Genomic DNA, 16,747 nt, shown 5'->3' on the forward strand with positions numbered 1-16,747 from the left:
TGGGATTTTTCAGCTGTGTTTTTTATTAGCGTTTATTATCTATCAAGACGTGTAATTTCTATAGTAACTACTTTATTTTTCTTATCAATGCTTTTTACTTTTATATATGTTTCTAAATCGATATCAAAAGATAAAAGACCAACGCCTTGGTATCCTAAAGTTGTGCCACTGAAACTTCCTCTAGTTTTAGCAATCTCGCTACTGCCGTGAGATGCTTTGTTAACAATTTTAGTCCCATCTTTTTTTACAGACATAGGAAGAGAAACGTTTTCTACTTTTTGAGTTACTTCGTTAATTCCAATCCCATATTGATTAGCTGTAAAATAAGTAGTTGTGTTAATAGTGCTACCGTGCATAACTTTTCTATTAACAATTCCATAACCACTTCCGTACTTTACTTTTTGTGTAACTGTTGATGTTGCTGCACTTGCTGATGATGGAATTAAGTTTGTAAATGCAACTACAATCACCAAAGCCATAAGAATACTAACTATTTTTTTCATTTTTGTTGTTCTCCTTCTAGATGAGTAATTATTACTAGGTAATTATACCCCGAAATAACTATATTGCAATACATATTTTTTTGTGTTTTACAATAAAAATTTACGTAAAAACTATTGACAAAATAACTTTATTAATCCATCTATGTATAAAAAATCCTTCTTTTTTTTGTAGCATTAAACATTGATTAGGCTTAAAAGCTTATACTTTATTTGTTTTCCTGTCTTTTCTTCTTATAAAAGTCGCCCATACAGCATAATAAGCAAATGAAACAATAATAACCGGTAGCAATGAAACTGGAACAAAATATTTGTATTGAGATAAAGGAAGTTCGTAATGAAAAACTGTTATTCTTACAGTCTTTCTAACAAGTGGAGGTATAGAAAAGAGGTTAATGGCAATAAACCCGCTCATAACAAATAAATGAATTTTTGATCTTGTAAATTTGAAAGGCCGGGATTCAGTTTTAGGCGTTAAATAAATATTCTTAAGAGCAACCCATAGATAAACGATAAAAAAGATTACATTAGGAATTACTTCATACCAAATTAAATGAGAATAAATTACTTTAAAAGATTCTTGAGAATAATTATATAGAGATGCTGCGAGTGAAAACATCGGGGCATTAACTGAAGCAAATATAGCAAACGCTGTAACGTTATTTAAATATGATTGTTTAAATAATTGATTAATGGGTTTATTACCCGCAAGGATAAATATTATGCCAAATAGCAAAGTGTAACTAATGACATCCGCTGCTACTACGTCTAAAGTCAGGTGGTTTCTATAGTTGGACTGCGCTCCAGAATAAGAACAGGCAAGTAAAATTGACAGCCATAGGAGTATCCAAAGGAAAAACACTCCTTTTTTTATAAAGATTTTTTTCATTAATTCTCCCCCTCGTTAATGCTTAAATTTGATTTAAATTATTTTATCTTTATTAGTTTGTCAAGAAATCATTTGAAATTAAAGTGCGGTTTATTATTTTTTACATTTTGCACATACATAAAAGGTAGCAACTTATTAAATAAGCCACTACCTTTTAAAGTTAAATATATATTTATAAGTGATTCACTAAAATAATTAATCACATTTTAGGGTTTTTATTTTGGAATTCTGACTAAGGATTGTGACAACCAAGAAAGTTTAGTTGGATTCGTACTGTCAACTTCTAATCCTGTTAATAGACTAAAATAGTTAGGTAAAACCTGTTGGAATTCCGGTTCAATACCTTCTAATTTAATCCCGGTACTCTCAATAGCCGCAAGCAACCTACTGCCCGATACACGGCATCCATCTTCGTCGCAGATTAACTCGACTCCGTTACCTTCGCTGTTTAAACTAATGGCAACTATTTCTTTGTTTGAATTGTATCCTACATCTATAAATGTTTTTTTAGAATCTTTAATAATGGTATTAAAAGCGGCCGATAAAACTAAAACGGTTTTATTTGCTTTCTTAAAGTATAAAGGAGAAGCATTTGAAACTCTTAGCACCTTATTATCTTTAATGCTATCTTGTGTAGAAACATCTTCTGAATTCACTATCTTAAATAGTGATGAATCAATTTCTTCAAGTACGTATGTCTTATTTGCTTTAAAATGTGCAACTTTGCTATTTACTCTATTAAAGAAGTGAGAGGCTCCAAGCCCACTCGGATGATGAGGTAAATAATCTCTATTGGAATCAATTAAAGAAAACCCATCACCGTTGTTATTGAGTTCTACGAATGCGTGGTTATGGAATAGAGCAAGTTGAAAATGCGTAAATTGATGTTCAACGCAGGTATTATAAAAAGCCTTAGATAGTGATAAATATGTGCTAGTTTTACGAGTTATAAATTTAAAAGTAAGTTTTTCCTTTTTAATTTCATCTATCTCTCTGTTTGTTCCGTTTTTCTGATAAATGCTCATTTTTTCAAATAACTGTTTATCCGCTTGGTCTTCCTTGATTTTTGCTGCCTTCAGCATCTCTTTAACAGATTTCAATTCTTTTGTTTTTAGTTCTTTTGACAACTGTTGCTTAGCATTCGTTATGATAGATAAGGTTTGGGATACCCAAAAAACACGATCAGAGTGTTGAAAGTCGTTCAGGTCTTGATTAGAAATAATGTTAAAGGAGTTAGGTGACGTTTTTCTAAATTCGTATTCAACATTGTATTCCATTTTTATACCGACTTCTTTAATAACAGCTAATAATCTTGCTGAAAAACGATCTCTTTTGACCCCTTCTTTCCTTAGCAGTACTCCTCCGTCATTATCATTAAATTTTAAAGCCACAATTTGCATATTCTCATTATAGCCAATATCTAAATACTTATTTTGAGATTGCTTTATTGTTCTTTCTAAAATGTTTGAGAAAGTCAATTTGTCTCTATTATATGAATCAGTCTGCTTTTTCAAGGTTAAAGGAGGGGTGTTTAATAACCAAACTACATCCTCAGTGTTCGTCTCATTACTTAACGCAAGTACTTCGGTACCTTCCACCAAGTATATCGTGTCAGTTAATCGTTTTAGGGTATATGTTTCGTTCAGTTTTAAACGTTCAACTTCTTTGTTTATTTCTTTAAGTGAATAAGTTGCTCCGAACTGAAGTCCTTTGTATTCACCTCTAGAGTCAACCAAAGAAATTCCCTCAGTATTTTCGGTAACCCTTAAAAAAATGTTGTGATCCGTTATTCCAAATTGAAGATGAGTAGCTTGTTGCTGAATGCAAGCGCGTCGGAAAGCTTTCGATATAGAGAACATAGTTCCTTTTTTACCTGGTTTGTCCGCAAACCTGAAAGTAAATCTATGAAACGGGCTGTTTTGGTTTTCTTGATTTTTTTCTCTTAATTTTTTCGTTTGATGTTGGTTTTCATCAAACTCTGCAGTAATTCGATTCTCTTCTTTTAGTTCTTTAGCTTCCAGTGTTAAAGATTTTCGTTTCTCAATTATTAGTTTGCGTTTTTTGCGCTCCTCAGCTTTTTCTTTAATACTTTTTAAGTGTCTTTCTCTAAACTCTATTTGTTCAGGAGCAGATGGTTTTTTTGTAGGTATCCAAACTATTGATTCGCTATTTACATTTGCTGTAGGTTTAGAAGTTGAAATCTCGTAGATAGAATTGTCTACTGGATGTAAAAAATAAGGGTTTAAATACTCAACATCAATACCTGTTAAGCTAAGGTGAGCTAGAATGTTGTTCGCGACAATTTGTGACTCCTTGTATTCATTTAACGCATCTAACAGTCCCGCTCCATTTCCACGGTTATTTGCTCTTATGAAAAGAGATTTCGTTTCTCTATTGAACCCAAATTCCAAATGCGTCATTTCACGTTCACTCAAAATAGTTAATAATCCCTTAGAAATGCGAATAAATCCTCTTCTTATACCAGTATTGTAAAATTTAATCCATAAATCATTATTTAAAGATTCACTTTGAATTTTAGCCTTACTAGATTCCGTACTAAGCCATTTAATAGAAAGTTGGCTATCATCTATTTTTTCTTCTTTTGTAGCATCAACAGTCAACAGATAAATATCTTTGCTTACTTGTTGCAGAAAAAGAGGTTTAGATAAGTCGTATTCAATGTCCTCATTAATTAAATATCTAATAAGAATTGATGCTGCTATTGTATTTCTTGGTTCTCCTTCTTTCCCTAATAAGGAACTTCCTTTTTCTTCATTATTTAATCTTACATATATTCCGTTTTGCTTAGTGTCAATGCCATATTCTAAATAAGATGCATTGCTGGCTTGAAATAATTCTCTTAATCCCTTTGAGATACTTGCTGTCCCAACCTTTTTTTGTCTGACAACACTAAACTTTATATATTTTGGTTCTTTATTAATAGCGTTTATTGTATTTTCCTTTTGAAACATTCAAAATGCTCCTTCATATGTAAATCGTTTTTTTGTACAATCTATTATAACAAATTTAAGCTTGATAACAAAAATGAAGACAGCAGTTTATATAAGCCGCTGTCTTTAATAAGTCTAGCCCTGTCTTAAAATATTACACATTATTTTAGGTTGCTGTTCATTAAAAGATTTTATAAAATCTTCTCCAAAAATAGTTATGCTTTTTTCCCAAGGATGCCCTAAGAAACCCCACTGAAAATCTTTTTGAATAAAGAAGTAATAATCGCCATTTGGAACCACTGGCACCACCCATTCCCCAAACTTATCTTTTTTAAATTCTAGGTGTGGATTTACCCAATAACATTCGTGTTGCCAATCCAGCGCTAGTATGTACTCATCAACTAATGTATTATTTTTAAATGCGTTTAACGCCTTATTTTCAATTCTGTCATAGAGTTCTAAGTCTGCTGTTTCTCCAAAGAAGTTTGAAATATCATAGGTAATAAAAGGAGACGGTACCTTAAACGAAGGAAACCTGGAGGTACTTGGCTTAAACTTAAATTCTTTATAAATTCTTTTCCAAAACTTTTTCTCTTCTTGTTCCGAGAGCTGGATCCAATTCTTCATAAAATAACAGCTTTTCCTCTCTATTTGCTCTTTTTCTTTTTAAAAAGGTTGTAAACAAATATTCCTAAACCGATAAATACGACTAAAACAAAAAGTTACCAAATAACATTTAGAAGATTTATATTTACTGTGCTCATAGTTATTCTTCCCATCCTTCGTATTTTCTAATTAACCCCTCTAATTATTAGAGCAGTGTCAACAGACTGCAGAGTAACCAAATATTAATACTTGTTAAATATATAAGGGAAATTAAACTCCTTAGTTCCATTGATAATTTCAATAATTTAAATCCTACCCACAATACAAATGCTAAGTATAAGAGCTATAATTATAATGCAGATTTGAGAATTAAACACTGAAAAAAAAGTATTTAATTCTACATTTAGCGTATCCCACATTTTAAATATCCTCCTGAAAATGACTGCTTATGTATTTCTTTAATAGCTGCGTTCAAAACAGCTTTTAAAGCCTTTAAATTCACTATTGGTCTTCCTTTCTAATCTGCACTAATATAATTCCAAGTTTTGAATAATAAATTATAGCTCTGATAATAAGACTTATAATTTATTATTCATTAAAAAGAACCTTTAAACTTCTCAGGGTTCTTAACATAGCTTTCAATGATAAGCCCACAGTCTGTACAAATAACGTGTTCAACTGCAGAACCTAAGCTCACTCTTTTATATATCGGACGTACTACGGCATAACTATCTTGTCTACCTTTCCCCAATTCTTTGCTTCCGCATTTTGGGCATTCTCTGGCCAGCCGACTGTTTCCCATTTTATTCACCTCTTCTTAGTTTTAATAGGAATATGTATAACGTTCTGCACCTTATAAATTTTCTTCTTATTAATTAATACGTTTTACTGTCCTAAAAGTTACACTTTTACCGCAGATTGTATAAAATTAGCATTTTTTAAGAGCATTTTCTTTTGAAACAGATTAAAACAAATTTGATAAAGTGGTTTTACAAACAAAAGAAGGCAGCAGCTTATGTATTAAGCTGCTACCTTACTAGCTAAACAAGAACGATTTTGAGGATCTTGGGTAAGTAAAATAGAATATGGTTTCTTGCTCTAATATATAGCTTTTTTCTATTATATATGGTGTTACAAAGACAAAGTTTTTTTCTCCATAACTCCTTTTTCTGTTGTAAACTTAACGCTCTCCGATAATTGGCGAACACATTCTGCTAAAGTTTCAATTTGTTCCCCATTTTTATCTAACGACTTTAGGAAATAATTATTAAAGTTATTTTGTTGCTCAATTACTCTACTGACAAGTGTATTATTAGCATCTAAGAGTTTTTGTATTTCTTTTGCTATTGATGGAGAACTATCATTTTCCACTTTCTGTGAGTCGCCACTACTTTCCACATCTACGTCTTTAAATAACCCTTTTTTATCTCTCTTATCCTGTTTGTTATGCCTTCCAAGATATAAACCAGAGTTTATAAAATAGTACTCTAAAATCACAGCATCGAGATCCGTTTGGCAACAAAAGATTTTAATTTCTTTAACACTGCCTTTGGTTATTTCATTTAAAACCTCTGAGTCACAATTTGAAGTAGTATAAGCCTTTATTCTTGTTCGTAAGTTCTCTGCTTGTTCCGTGAAGATAACTTTATCGTCTTGATCAATCATAACGTACACGCCTGGACACTCTGGGTAATTGAGAGGCTCAATAGATTTATTAATACGTTCAATAAAGCTAGGAGCCGGAACAAATGAACTTAAACTAAAACTCATACACTTACCACCCTTTTCCTTTTTCTTATCTTTTACAGGAAGTAATTATAATCTTCTAATCCTTTTATAAGTTAAATGACAAAAAGAAAAATTTAATTTATATAACTTCTACTAATATGAAAAGGTTAATTTAAAAACATATTTTTATCCAAGATGGAAGCTTTATAGATTAAAATAAGAAAAATTTAAGGATGGTGCTTTAATAATGATTAAGCAATTAGAAAATGAAAAAGTATTAGTAACTCATATTACCTTTGATAGTAAAAACGCTGGAAAAGAATACGTTGAGGATATTATTGATGTGTGTCTAAGCTACCTTCAACCTTACGTGACCGGCGTAGTATTAGATTCAAAAGAATTGGATGCTAAGTATGCTGGAAAGCCTGTCACGATTGAAGAGTTCATTGAAAAAGAACAGTACGCTTTAAGTAAACACAATGCAATAGACATTGATTTTAAAACAGTTGGAAGCTCAATCGATATTTTTATATCTGCTAATCAGTCCACATACGAGAAGTCAATTTTCGCTAATGAAGAGTTGTTAAAGAGTCGTTATGGAATTAAAAATGTTACATTAGATATGGTAGTTAAAGAACTGGAATACAATATTGAGAAAAAGAAACTTCCCTTTATGTTTGTCATTCCGGAAACTAGGCATTTAATTGTTAACAGATTTAAACGAGTTAGTTGTAATAGCTAAAATTTTTACATAAATACACTAAAAGCCAAGTGCATATTAAAGATGTACTTGGCTTTTTAAATTATCTAATTCTCTTCCTGTTTCTCAAAGTCACTCCAGACCCAATTAGACCAATGAGTATTAGGATTGCTATTAACTATTATAGATGTGTCATTTAATTCAATTGCTTTTGCTAGGCTTTGAAAAAACGTGTTTTCGCTTGGCTTTTCTTCATCTGTATGTGCCCATTCCTCAGTCTGATAAAATAAATTAAGTTTATCACTAAGTTCAATTTCTTCTGATAGCATTTCTCTATCCAACCAAAACCTCTCTTTACATACAGAACTCAAGTAACGACTAAGCTTTGTTGGCGTAAACGGTTGAATTGATAGGTCTAAATTGTTATATTCATCCGCTTCCGGTTTTAAACAAAGTGGCTCACCATTAATCATAAGATTTAAGTGAAGCGGATCTACTAAAAATTCTCCATCGTCATCAAATAAGTCCTCTCCATTTTCAGACGATACAATATCATCTATGCTTATAATAATACCTTGTTGTTTAGCATCACTACCGTATACAAAAAGGTCATTAGCTATAAACAAGTTTGCATTGACGCCAACTATTTCAAATGCAATTAACCATTTGTCTGTACTTCTATATACAGAAAGTCTGCATTGGGCTAGATGGAAGTTATAGTTATCTAATACTGGAAAATTATAATCCTCTGCATATTTATCTAAGATTTTAAGGATAAGGTTAGCTTCCATTATGCTAATTACACCTCTCAAAAGGGTCTCTGTAGTATAAATCTAGGTGACGGAAGAACTTCTTGTTCCGCTTCGAAATAAGCTAGTTTGTTCGGTATACAAGCTATAATGGTGGGCATTCCATATCCAACGGCTTTCTCTAAAGCTGTCAACAAAGGAAGTTCCTTACCGTCTATTTCTTCATTCCAGGATACCACGTAACAGGTGTTTCCAGCACCATTCTTTTTAAGTAACGCCGCTATTTCTACAGGGTCTGAGTTTGGCTTTTCTATAGCGATCATATACTCTTCCTTTAAGGTTGTCTTATATGTGTGGCAGAGGCGACTTAAGGCATCTTTTCGTTTCTTAGTAGAAGACAATTCAAACAAAACTCTATCCTGAATTCTTTTAGCAAAAAACGATTTTATAATTATTTTTTCTATCTCTGTATTCACGCCAAAAACCTCTTTCTTACCTTGAAATATTTTATAATTCAAGTATTTAATTATGAATTTCTCCTACTTCATTACCAGCGGGTAAGATGCTAATTGTTAACGGAAAATGATTTGATATATGTTCTGCTGATGAAAATAGCTTACTATTTGATATTGCTGTAATGTGTTGACCGTCAAAACCAACCCAAAATACGCTGCTATTATCTTCTAATGACACTATAGGGGTATGTAACTTTCTTTTACCAAAAATCGTTTTAAATTCTCTTTTCCCGAGACTAAAAACATCTTTTTCTAATGACCATAGGGCTACATTGTTCATACTTCCTGTGCTATATAGGTAAGGAAATATTGCATTGAAAGATTGATTATTTTTAACGGTTGCCTTATATGCTCCATCTCTTTTATTTTTTATATTTAGTGTTTCGTATTCAATATTGTGGGCATTGCAAAGTTGTTCAAATTCATCTTTTTGAAATTCAAAAATTTCAACATATATATAAATGGGGAATCTATTTATATTAACCATCCACGCGGGCACAACCTGAAATGGATCCGCGTCATCAAATAAAAAATCCACTACATTGTTTGGGGCACTCCCCTCTATAACAAAAGGAAAATCATTGCCATTGTTGGACATACCCGAAATAGTTTTTGGTGACATAAAGCATACTTCAACTATCATTAATGAACCTGCTTTCTTATTAGTTATTTAATTGCAACCATATCTATTTAAAACTTTCTTTATCAGCGAGAAGGTCATTTAAGAGTTTTTCAATATCTCCTTTTAAATTATAAGTAAAAGAGTTATACAAGGTGCCTTGACCTTTGTTGTATCCCCCGTGGTAATACCACAACTGTATGTATGTAACAAAAATATCGTCATTATCTTCATAGTCAAAATTAATAGCAACTAAAGATCGGTATTCCTTTTCAAAGAACCTATTAAAAGTTATATCTTTAATCTCATCCCCATCAATATCACGCTGAACCCATATTTTTAAGTTAGGTTTTCCTTCTTCTTTAAACTGTATCACATATTTACGTTGAAGCTCCTGCGCAAGGATCTTCGCATTATTCTCTAGTTTGTATATTCTATTCTTTAATTCGCTATCCATTTCATTTTCTTCTACAGTAATATAAGCATCACTCTCTTTCTTATCTTGCTTTGTAAGAAATCTTCTAAATCTGTTGAACATATTGTTATTCTCCCTTGAATATATATCTATTTTTCTAAGTGTTGCTTATAGTACCTTCTTAGTAACGCTATGTGAGCTTGATGATAACGGCTATGATCAGCTATATGCCAAATCCCCCAACGTATTGTCGCTTTTTTGCCTTTTTCGTAAACAACAACCTTGCTTATATCTTTATTAGATAGGTTTTTACATTCAAAATAAAACAACTTTTGAACTGCTTCATAATTTCTCATTAATTCTAAAAAGGTTGTATTTTTTGATATCGTAGGAAGCTTTCCATATGAATTAAGTAGAGGACCAAACCTCATTTTAATCTCTAGCGGAATTGGTTGACCTCTAAACCGATACACCCAATGTAAGTCAACCACAGCTAAATGTTTAAGTAATTGTCCAATGCTATTCATATCTCCAGTGGGGCCTGTATAGTTTAATTCCTCTATTTCTACACCTTTTACAAGATCCTTTAATCGTTTATATGTATCAGCAACAATCGCATAAAGCAGAGCTACAGTTTGTTCCATTTCACTATCTAACTTTAAATCTACTAACAAAGTTCTACACCACCTTCTATTTTTTTCTTGTAAATCCATAATAGCACATTTACACTAATGTATATGGTTATATATGGGAGGTTGTAGTATGAAAGATACAGTTGGAATTGGAAAGATGCAAGATATTGGCGGTATAAATCTCTACTACGAATTTGTAGAACAACCAAAATCCACTGTTACGGTGGTTTTTGAGTCTGGTTATGGTTGCTCTTCAGAATATTGGGGACCAATCAAAGAAACAGTTGGTGAATTTGCGCAGTATGTTATGTACGATAGACAAGGGTTAGGGAAAAGTGAAAATGATGATAGACCTAAAGACAGTAACCAAGCTGTAAAAAACTTACGAGCATTGTTACAAGGAGCTAACATAAAGCCACCATACGTGCTTGTAGGTCATTCAATCGGAGGGATTAACGTAAGGCTGTATGCAAGTGAGTATCCGGAAGAAGTAGCTGCTATAGTAATGCTTGATTCTTGCCACCCTGATCAAAACATCATATTACCTCCTTTGTTTGATACTGAACTCAAAAAAAATTATTTTAAACAGTTTGTTGTTGAAGGTAATTTAGATGATATTGACACTAGCTTTAATGAAGCGCAATATTGCTCTTCACTGGGAGACACTCCCCTTAAAGTTGTAAGTGCAGGTTTGCAAACATACCATACAAAAGCTTCTCATACGGCTTGGAATCTACTTCAAAGAGATTTGTTGCATTTATCGAAGAACAGCAAGCAAATTGTAGTAGAAAACGCTGGGCACGTTATACATATTGATCAGCCAAATGTTGTGACTAGTATTATTCGGTATACATTAGAAGAAATTAATTTTTAATTTAATAAAATTTATTTATTAAAAACCCCTTTATATCTGTAAACAAAGCGGTTTTTCGTGTATTGTTCAATAATATTTTCTTATTCTGTAGCTTCTATTGCGTAAGAGTGTTCGTTCCTTTAAAAAGAATAGGAGAAATAACAAATTAGAATAATACAAATTGCGTCAATATAATCCAAATAATCCCATAATGTGTGCTATTATAATGCTTAAGTTAATTCTTATTGTTATAAAATTTTACGTTAACATTACAAAAGAAATGGGGAGATGTAATGAAAAAATTTGCACAATTAACACTAGCGGGAGCAATTGCGATTGGTGGTTTAGGACTTGGAGCTGCGGCTGATTTACCATTGCCAGGTGGTAAAGCGCAAACTGCAGATGCTGCCTCTTCATATGGCGTATCCGTTAACCCTACTAAAACTTATTGGACAAACAAAGATGGAATTAGTATTAAAGTAGTTAATAGTAATACTTATGAGGTTCGCCTTATTGGGCAACTACAAAAATTAGAAAAGGGTAAATGGGTAAACAAACGTTCTACAAGTCAATGGTACGCACTTCCAGGGGAGAAATTTGGCTTGGGTCTAGATCCTATTGCAACCAATGGCACATATCGCTATCGTATGGCTGTATACAAGGTTACTCAGCCTGAAACTAACTACGATGGAACATTTGCCGGTTATTTGTATACAAGTAATTTTCACGTTAAATAAGAACGTTTTAAAGGTCTTGCCAAAAGCAAGACCTTGTTTTGACAATGTGAAATTCAGTAAGTTTAGCGTTAACTACTTTTTAATGCCTAGTTTTTTAAGTTCTTTTTCCACTCTCTCATTAATAGCATATTGAAGAGTAGCATCCCACTCTCTTTTTGCCTTTAATTCCGCTTCATACATAGCCAATGTAGCTTTATCAGCAAAAGCAGCTGTAATGCGGTCAAACTTTTCTTGTAGCACGGGATCTACGTCAGGCTCAAAGCTACTGACTTCTCTAAATTTACCCTTATAAAATTCCACTTTTTCTTTGTCCAACAATATTGCTTCACCAAATTCTTCTTTTAGAGCATATTCAAAAGTGGCCATTCTATCCCTTCTTATATCGTTTACCTCTTCGTATGCGGCTAATGTTTTTTTATCAGCAAAAATAGCATCCAATTCTTTAAATTTCTCCTCTTTGCTCATAGTTATTTTAACTCCTCCTTAATGATCTAACATTTAATTAACCGTATTTTAATTGGTTTTTTTGGTAAGTATATTTTACTGTAAAATTCTATATAAATCTTTACGAATGAATCTTAACACCATATAAGTAAGTAAAAAAACAACCCCTATTTATTTAGAGATTGTTTTAGATTTTTATTATTATTTATATTTAATTTGCTTCATATCAATAGAAAGTGATTTATCTAACCACAGACCGCTATTTTCTTCAGCTGATTCTACTAAATAATACTTTTTCAATAAGTCTTCTTCACTTACGCCACGACTTTGTACTCCCCAAACATCAAAGAGTTTATTGAAAACTTTTTTATCATTAGTAACTGCTAGTAGCTTAGCATATACTCCATCTGACATCATATTTGTTGTAAAGGTGTTCAAACTTCTATGCTTTTTCTTCAATCCACGATGATACCAAACCTTTGACCAGGCACATCCTTTAATGTATTCAAACCTTTGGGAAGGTTCAATGTTCTCAAAAACGTAATCTAAGAAAGGTTTTACAAATGGTTCGTAATATCTTCCGTGCTCTTTCTTTTCAGTCATAATCATCTCTTCAACCTCTTCAGGAGTAGTTACTTCGGCAATTGCGTAGTCCCATACATCATTTAATAAGCGATGCCAAGTTACTTCATACTGTGGATACGACTGACAAAACAATCTATATGTTTCTATTCTCTTATTTAAGGGAACACTTTTAAGCTCTTCTACAAGCTTTGGGTAGACAGCGCTTTTATTAGGGAGCTGATAATCTGGAGCGTAATTCTTGCTTAGAATTTGAACCTGATCTCCCTCTGAAAACTCGGCATAACATCTTCCTTCAATTACCTTTGGTCTTCCCCCATAGTGACTAACTTTTTTTTCGAAAAAATATGTAGTTTCCCTTGCAGATACTCTGTCGCCATAAAAAGCGTAGATACCTTCGGAAGTGTAACCATTCCTTAGAGTAACCTTAATAAGGTCTCCACGAGTTAATTCGCTTAATTTATTGTATTTTATTGGTTGATTCAAATAATTAGAATTAACTTCTAAGCTATCTGTAAAGAATCCTAGTTGATCCATTGTATCTAAAGCTGAGTGTGTGTTCATCGTCATTTAGAAAATCTCCTTTGTATTAGGTTAATCCACCTAAATTTTTCATATTATACAAGGAGATTTATTAAAAAGAGGAATTTTTAAATTTAGTCACCTTTTAAAAAGAAGACAATAAAATAACCAGCACTTACAGTTATAAGGCCGGTTATTACTCTACTCTAAAAATTATAGTGCTTTAATCTAGAATTACTTCTTCAAGTTGCTCTACCCCCATATCAATAATTGAAAAGTCGCAGCTAACTTTGTATTGGTTTAATACATAGTCAGATACCATTTTCTTTTCAAACTCAGGAGTGTATTTATTATGTTCTATTTTAACTTTAATGACTTTGCTTTTTCCGTTCTTGTTAAAATGAACACCGTATGTTTTAAAGATCTTCGGCAATAAGTTAATTTCACTACCTCTGTTATCTAATTCGGACTCAGGGAGTTGATTTTCATCAACGTTAAACAGATCCTCTTGAGGCTGTTTCCTTTTTTCCTGTTCGAATTTGTAAACAAATCTGTCTCCTTCCTTTTCAAAGGAGAATTTATCTCTTGCTTTGACACCTGCAAGATCGACTAGCTTAGCAAAAACCTTGGCAGCAAACGCTTGAGTCGTGTATTCTTTTTTACCGTCTTGAGTAGTTTTTACATAGGATAATGCCTCAGCATTGTCAGTAAAGGTTAAAATTAAACGATGAAATACTATATCGTATGTAAAAAGTATACGTGAGTAACCTGATTCTTCAAGCTCACTTAATAAAGCTCTGCTTATACTAAATTTAACTGCCGAAATTTCATTAGATTCAATTTCTTTTTTGCTTGTAGGTACAATTTTAAGAGTGTACGTTTCTTTATTCCTTAAGGTTTTTTCGCATAAATTAATAGTTGTCATTTTATAATCCTCTTTCCTTTTGGTGTGCTTTAAATCTTTAATAGTCTACTAAGAAAATGAGAATATGGATAAAAAAGATCAAATAGTATTTAGGAAATAATCTAACTCAAATTTTGCATACTTCACCTATTTTGGAAATTAATTATGTCAAAAGTAACATTTAACATATATAATAGGAACGGCCGTTCCGTATTTTGCGGTTAACATAACATCTAGAATTACACTTAATAAGGAGATATTTAATAATGAGAACAGAGGATTTAAAACGAATTATCACTGAGGAATTTACACATCAAATCACAATAAAAAGAGAGAGCTTACTCAAAAAGAATAAAAGTCAATTTAACTCTGCAGATAACCAAGAAGAAAGTAATTCAGCTTTTAATAAAGCAGTGCTAGAAGAATGTGAGTTTTTATCAAATGTATTATATGAGCACAAACTCATTCCACGAGTAAGTATATTTAAATTAGTTGGACCCTACATTTATACTTACGGAACTATTTCAGGTGAGAAAAACACACTAACTGAACAAGAGAAGCTAATTTTATTTGCTGAGAGAGTGCGCGAACATTCAGATGGGAAATTCGCGTTGTTTTCAGATCGAATTGCTAGTAACAATAATTAATTATGCTAAAGAAGGCAGTTTTACATAAGAATAATGCTTAGTAATTAACCAAGGATACATAGTAAAAAAACCGATTTTAATTAATCGGTTTTTTCTCTACGTTAAGAGTTTTAATGCCCTCTTTTGTTGTATGGAGGTTATTTTTCGTTTTAAAGTTATGTATAAACTTTTAATGTAGCAGGAGCATTAAGTTTATGTACTTTACTTATATTTGTTGTTTTAAAATCAATAATTCAATAAAAAACGACTTAAATATCCTTCAATAAATGCCGCTAAGAATATAGCTGGGGTAATTACACAGACAAATATTATTAAGGTTTCTTTCACTTGTTTCCATAGCTGCGGTACATCTTTGTTTTTAGAGCGCAACTTGTTTGTTATTTTTCCTATAATAATTTTATTAATCTTTCTGCCATAGTAAATAGCCAGAATAAACGTTGAAATTTCAAGTACAGCGTGTGGTAGTAAACCCGCTAAAATTGTATGAATTAGACCAAGTCCTGCTTTTTGAGATAAATATACCACGACTCCTATAAGTGCATTAGTTAAGATTAACGAATACGTGTACAAAAATGGAATTGGTATAAAGGACAAAATTAATACTTGAAGGCATACTCCCCAATTGTTTTTAAAGATTGTGAAAGTCCCTTCCCAGTAGCTTTCCTTTCCACCTGTTCCAGAAAGTGCATTACGTATACCATTCATAGTTTTCTTAACATCAGGATCTACAAGGTAAGTAATGAGATAAGCTACAACAATAATGGCAAAAGAGGCTACCCACCATTTCCAAAGTGTCTTTCCTACATTGCTTAAATGTTCTTTTGAAAAGAATTGAGTTAAATAATCCAAAGATGTTCCCCCTTAAAATTGTCTCCTACTCTCCTATATTGCTATTAACAATCTTAAGTTATTGTTATATATAACCTTACTGGCTACTTCTTTTGTAATTGCAATAATAAAAAGAATAGAAAAGTTTCCAAAACTAATTATTAGCATTTTTTTCTAATATTGTAAAGACTTTATTCTACATTTAACTAGGATTATAATAGGAGAAATTTTATATTGATTGGAGATGTAGGATAGTTGATTAAGCAGAGAGAATATTGGGATGAAGTAGCAAATGATAAGAATTTTACAACTCCTTTTCGTCACGATTTATTTTCTAAATACGTGAGTCAAAATGCTGTTATTTTGGATTACGGATGTGGGTATGGCAGAAGCCTAGTTGAATTAAAAAATAATGGCTATAAGAATCTTCACGGTGTAGATTTTTCTAAAGAGATGATAAAAAGAGCAATATTAAATAGCGATGAAATTAATTACCAAGTCGTTACTAGTGGTAAACTTCCCTATCCTACTAACTATTTCGATTCTGTTCTCTTGTTTGCGGTACTAACTTGTATACACAGCGATGAAGAGCAAAACAAAATTTTAAATGAATTAAAAAGGGTTTTAAAGCCTAATGGGATTATTTATGTTAATGATTTTCTGTTAAATAGCGATGAACGCAATAAAAATCGTTATGAAAAATTTTATAGCAAATATAATACATATGGTGTATTTGAATTGCCGGATGGAGCTATTCTGCGCCACCATAATACAGAACGCACTTATGAGTGGGTAAATGACTTTGAACACTTAGAATATCAAACTGTGGAATATGTAACAATGAATAATAACCGCTCTAATGGCTTAGTTTATATGGGTAAACTGAGGAAGTAATTAAATATGGAATTTGGACATAGTATCTAAAA

Annotated in this window: 20 protein-coding genes; 5 read left to right on the forward strand and 15 right to left on the reverse strand. The window is 32.0% G+C overall.

Going from position 1 to position 16,747, the window contains the following annotated elements:
* Positions 1-35 precede the first annotated feature (35 nt).
* The 6 genes from WKH56_RS08580 to WKH56_RS08605 all read right to left on the reverse strand — a co-directional run bounded on the left by WKH56_RS08580 (position 36) and on the right by WKH56_RS08605 (position 6,716).
* Positions 36-503 (reverse strand): hypothetical protein, encoded by a 468-nt coding sequence (locus WKH56_RS08580; protein ID WP_316911229.1) that lies wholly within the window; start codon positions 501-503, stop codon positions 36-38.
* Between the two features lie 199 nt (positions 504-702).
* Positions 703-1,389: a hypothetical protein gene (locus WKH56_RS08585; protein ID WP_342835287.1), complete on the reverse strand. Its 687-nt coding sequence runs from the start codon at positions 1,387-1,389 to the stop codon at positions 703-705.
* Positions 1,390-1,604: 215 nt separating this feature from the next.
* Positions 1,605-4,361 (reverse strand): hypothetical protein, encoded by a 2,757-nt coding sequence (locus WKH56_RS08590; protein WP_342835288.1) that lies wholly within the window; start codon positions 4,359-4,361, stop codon positions 1,605-1,607.
* A 114-nt stretch (positions 4,362-4,475) separates the two neighbouring features.
* The gene (locus WKH56_RS08595) at positions 4,476-4,967 is read right to left on the reverse strand and encodes a DUF2716 domain-containing protein (RefSeq protein WP_316911226.1); all 492 of its coding nucleotides are present in this window, start codon (positions 4,965-4,967) and stop codon (positions 4,476-4,478) included.
* Positions 4,968-5,541: 574 nt separating this feature from the next.
* The gene (locus tag WKH56_RS08600) at positions 5,542-5,748 is read right to left on the reverse strand and encodes a transcription initiation factor TFIIIB (RefSeq protein ID WP_342835289.1); all 207 of its coding nucleotides are present in this window, start codon (positions 5,746-5,748) and stop codon (positions 5,542-5,544) included.
* 329 nt (positions 5,749-6,077) lie between these two features.
* Positions 6,078-6,716, reverse strand: a complete 639-nt coding sequence (locus WKH56_RS08605; RefSeq protein ID WP_342835290.1) for a GIY-YIG nuclease family protein — start codon at positions 6,714-6,716, stop codon at positions 6,078-6,080.
* A 205-nt stretch (positions 6,717-6,921) separates the two neighbouring features.
* On the opposite strand from WKH56_RS08605, the gene WKH56_RS08610 reads away from it, so the two are divergent.
* Complete coding sequence (locus WKH56_RS08610) at positions 6,922-7,416, forward strand: hypothetical protein (RefSeq protein WP_342835291.1); 495 nt, start codon at positions 6,922-6,924, stop codon at positions 7,414-7,416.
* A 65-nt stretch (positions 7,417-7,481) separates the two neighbouring features.
* On the opposite strand, the gene WKH56_RS08615 is transcribed toward WKH56_RS08610, so the two are convergent.
* From WKH56_RS08615 to WKH56_RS08635, 5 genes are read right to left on the reverse strand one after another with little or no spacing between them, the layout of a single operon-like run.
* Entirely contained in the window at positions 7,482-8,165 is a 684-nt protein-coding gene (locus WKH56_RS08615) for a DUF7003 family protein (RefSeq protein WP_342835293.1), read from the reverse strand.
* A gap of 17 nt (positions 8,166-8,182) precedes the next feature.
* The gene (locus WKH56_RS08620; RefSeq protein ID WP_342835294.1) at positions 8,183-8,599 is read right to left on the reverse strand and encodes a hypothetical protein; all 417 of its coding nucleotides are present in this window, start codon (positions 8,597-8,599) and stop codon (positions 8,183-8,185) included.
* A gap of 46 nt (positions 8,600-8,645) precedes the next feature.
* A complete protein-coding gene (locus WKH56_RS08625; protein WP_342835295.1) occupies positions 8,646-9,281 on the reverse strand; it encodes a hypothetical protein in 636 nt (211 codons plus the stop codon).
* Positions 9,282-9,324: 43 nt separating this feature from the next.
* Positions 9,325-9,795 (reverse strand): hypothetical protein, encoded by a 471-nt coding sequence (locus tag WKH56_RS08630; RefSeq protein WP_342835296.1) that lies wholly within the window; start codon positions 9,793-9,795, stop codon positions 9,325-9,327.
* Positions 9,796-9,821: 26 nt separating this feature from the next.
* Positions 9,822-10,316 (reverse strand): DinB family protein, encoded by a 495-nt coding sequence (locus WKH56_RS08635; protein WP_342835597.1) that lies wholly within the window; start codon positions 10,314-10,316, stop codon positions 9,822-9,824.
* A gap of 118 nt (positions 10,317-10,434) precedes the next feature.
* Here WKH56_RS08635 and WKH56_RS08640 point away from each other — a divergent pair, with 118 nt between their 5' ends.
* Positions 10,435-11,178 (forward strand): alpha/beta fold hydrolase, encoded by a 744-nt coding sequence (locus tag WKH56_RS08640; protein WP_342835298.1) that lies wholly within the window; start codon positions 10,435-10,437, stop codon positions 11,176-11,178.
* 272 nt (positions 11,179-11,450) lie between these two features.
* Positions 11,451-11,894: a hypothetical protein gene (locus WKH56_RS08645; protein WP_316911217.1), complete on the forward strand. Its 444-nt coding sequence runs from the start codon at positions 11,451-11,453 to the stop codon at positions 11,892-11,894.
* A gap of 72 nt (positions 11,895-11,966) precedes the next feature.
* Here WKH56_RS08645 and WKH56_RS08650 read toward each other — a convergent pair whose 3' ends face one another.
* The 3 genes from WKH56_RS08650 to WKH56_RS08660 all read right to left on the reverse strand — a co-directional run bounded on the left by WKH56_RS08650 (position 11,967) and on the right by WKH56_RS08660 (position 14,367).
* Positions 11,967-12,332 carry a hypothetical protein gene (locus WKH56_RS08650; RefSeq protein WP_342835299.1) on the reverse strand — a complete coding sequence of 122 codons (366 nt, stop codon included), beginning with the start codon at positions 12,330-12,332 and terminating at the stop codon, positions 11,967-11,969.
* 207 nt (positions 12,333-12,539) lie between these two features.
* Positions 12,540-13,490 carry a hypothetical protein gene (locus WKH56_RS08655; protein ID WP_342835301.1) on the reverse strand — a complete coding sequence of 317 codons (951 nt, stop codon included), beginning with the start codon at positions 13,488-13,490 and terminating at the stop codon, positions 12,540-12,542.
* A 175-nt stretch (positions 13,491-13,665) separates the two neighbouring features.
* Positions 13,666-14,367, reverse strand: coding sequence for a hypothetical protein (locus tag WKH56_RS08660; protein WP_342835302.1), 702 nt, complete (start codon positions 14,365-14,367; stop codon positions 13,666-13,668).
* Between the two features lie 245 nt (positions 14,368-14,612).
* Between WKH56_RS08660 and WKH56_RS08665 the strand changes: the two genes are divergently transcribed.
* Positions 14,613-14,993 (forward strand): hypothetical protein, encoded by a 381-nt coding sequence (locus tag WKH56_RS08665; protein WP_342835303.1) that lies wholly within the window; start codon positions 14,613-14,615, stop codon positions 14,991-14,993.
* A 225-nt stretch (positions 14,994-15,218) separates the two neighbouring features.
* On the opposite strand, the gene WKH56_RS08670 is transcribed toward WKH56_RS08665, so the two are convergent.
* Positions 15,219-15,842, reverse strand: a complete 624-nt coding sequence (locus tag WKH56_RS08670; protein ID WP_342835304.1) for a stage II sporulation protein M — start codon at positions 15,840-15,842, stop codon at positions 15,219-15,221.
* 234 nt (positions 15,843-16,076) lie between these two features.
* Here WKH56_RS08670 and WKH56_RS08675 point away from each other — a divergent pair, with 234 nt between their 5' ends.
* The gene (locus tag WKH56_RS08675; protein WP_342835305.1) at positions 16,077-16,715 is read left to right on the forward strand and encodes a class I SAM-dependent methyltransferase; all 639 of its coding nucleotides are present in this window, start codon (positions 16,077-16,079) and stop codon (positions 16,713-16,715) included.
* The last annotated feature ends 32 nt before the right edge of the window (positions 16,716-16,747 follow it).

This window comes from Priestia sp. SB1 (assembly GCF_038898415.1).

Coding starts and splice junctions, on each gene's coding strand:
- WKH56_RS08580 (WP_316911229.1), bottom strand. CDS start 503: ATGAAAAAAATAGTTAGTATTCTTATGGCTTTGGTGATTGTAGTTGCA.
- WKH56_RS08585 (WP_342835287.1), bottom strand. CDS start 1,389: ATGAAAAAAATCTTTATAAAAAAAGGAGTGTTTTTCCTTTGGATACTC.
- WKH56_RS08590 (WP_342835288.1), bottom strand. CDS start 4,361: ATGTTTCAAAAGGAAAATACAATAAACGCTATTAATAAAGAACCAAAA.
- WKH56_RS08595 (WP_316911226.1), bottom strand. CDS start 4,967: ATGAAGAATTGGATCCAGCTCTCGGAACAAGAAGAGAAAAAGTTTTGG.
- WKH56_RS08600 (WP_342835289.1), bottom strand. CDS start 5,748: ATGGGAAACAGTCGGCTGGCCAGAGAATGCCCAAAATGCGGAAGCAAA.
- WKH56_RS08605 (WP_342835290.1), bottom strand. CDS start 6,716: ATGAGTTTTAGTTTAAGTTCATTTGTTCCGGCTCCTAGCTTTATTGAA.
- WKH56_RS08610 (WP_342835291.1), top strand. CDS start 6,922: ATGATTAAGCAATTAGAAAATGAAAAAGTATTAGTAACTCATATTACC.
- WKH56_RS08615 (WP_342835293.1), bottom strand. CDS start 8,165: ATGGAAGCTAACCTTATCCTTAAAATCTTAGATAAATATGCAGAGGAT.
- WKH56_RS08625 (WP_342835295.1), bottom strand. CDS start 9,281: ATGATAGTTGAAGTATGCTTTATGTCACCAAAAACTATTTCGGGTATG.
- WKH56_RS08630 (WP_342835296.1), bottom strand. CDS start 9,795: ATGTTCAACAGATTTAGAAGATTTCTTACAAAGCAAGATAAGAAAGAG.
- WKH56_RS08635 (WP_342835597.1), bottom strand. CDS start 10,316: ATGGAACAAACTGTAGCTCTGCTTTATGCGATTGTTGCTGATACATAT.
- WKH56_RS08640 (WP_342835298.1), top strand. CDS start 10,435: ATGAAAGATACAGTTGGAATTGGAAAGATGCAAGATATTGGCGGTATA.
- WKH56_RS08645 (WP_316911217.1), top strand. CDS start 11,451: ATGAAAAAATTTGCACAATTAACACTAGCGGGAGCAATTGCGATTGGT.
- WKH56_RS08655 (WP_342835301.1), bottom strand. CDS start 13,490: ATGACGATGAACACACACTCAGCTTTAGATACAATGGATCAACTAGGA.
- WKH56_RS08660 (WP_342835302.1), bottom strand. CDS start 14,367: ATGACAACTATTAATTTATGCGAAAAAACCTTAAGGAATAAAGAAACG.
- WKH56_RS08665 (WP_342835303.1), top strand. CDS start 14,613: ATGAGAACAGAGGATTTAAAACGAATTATCACTGAGGAATTTACACAT.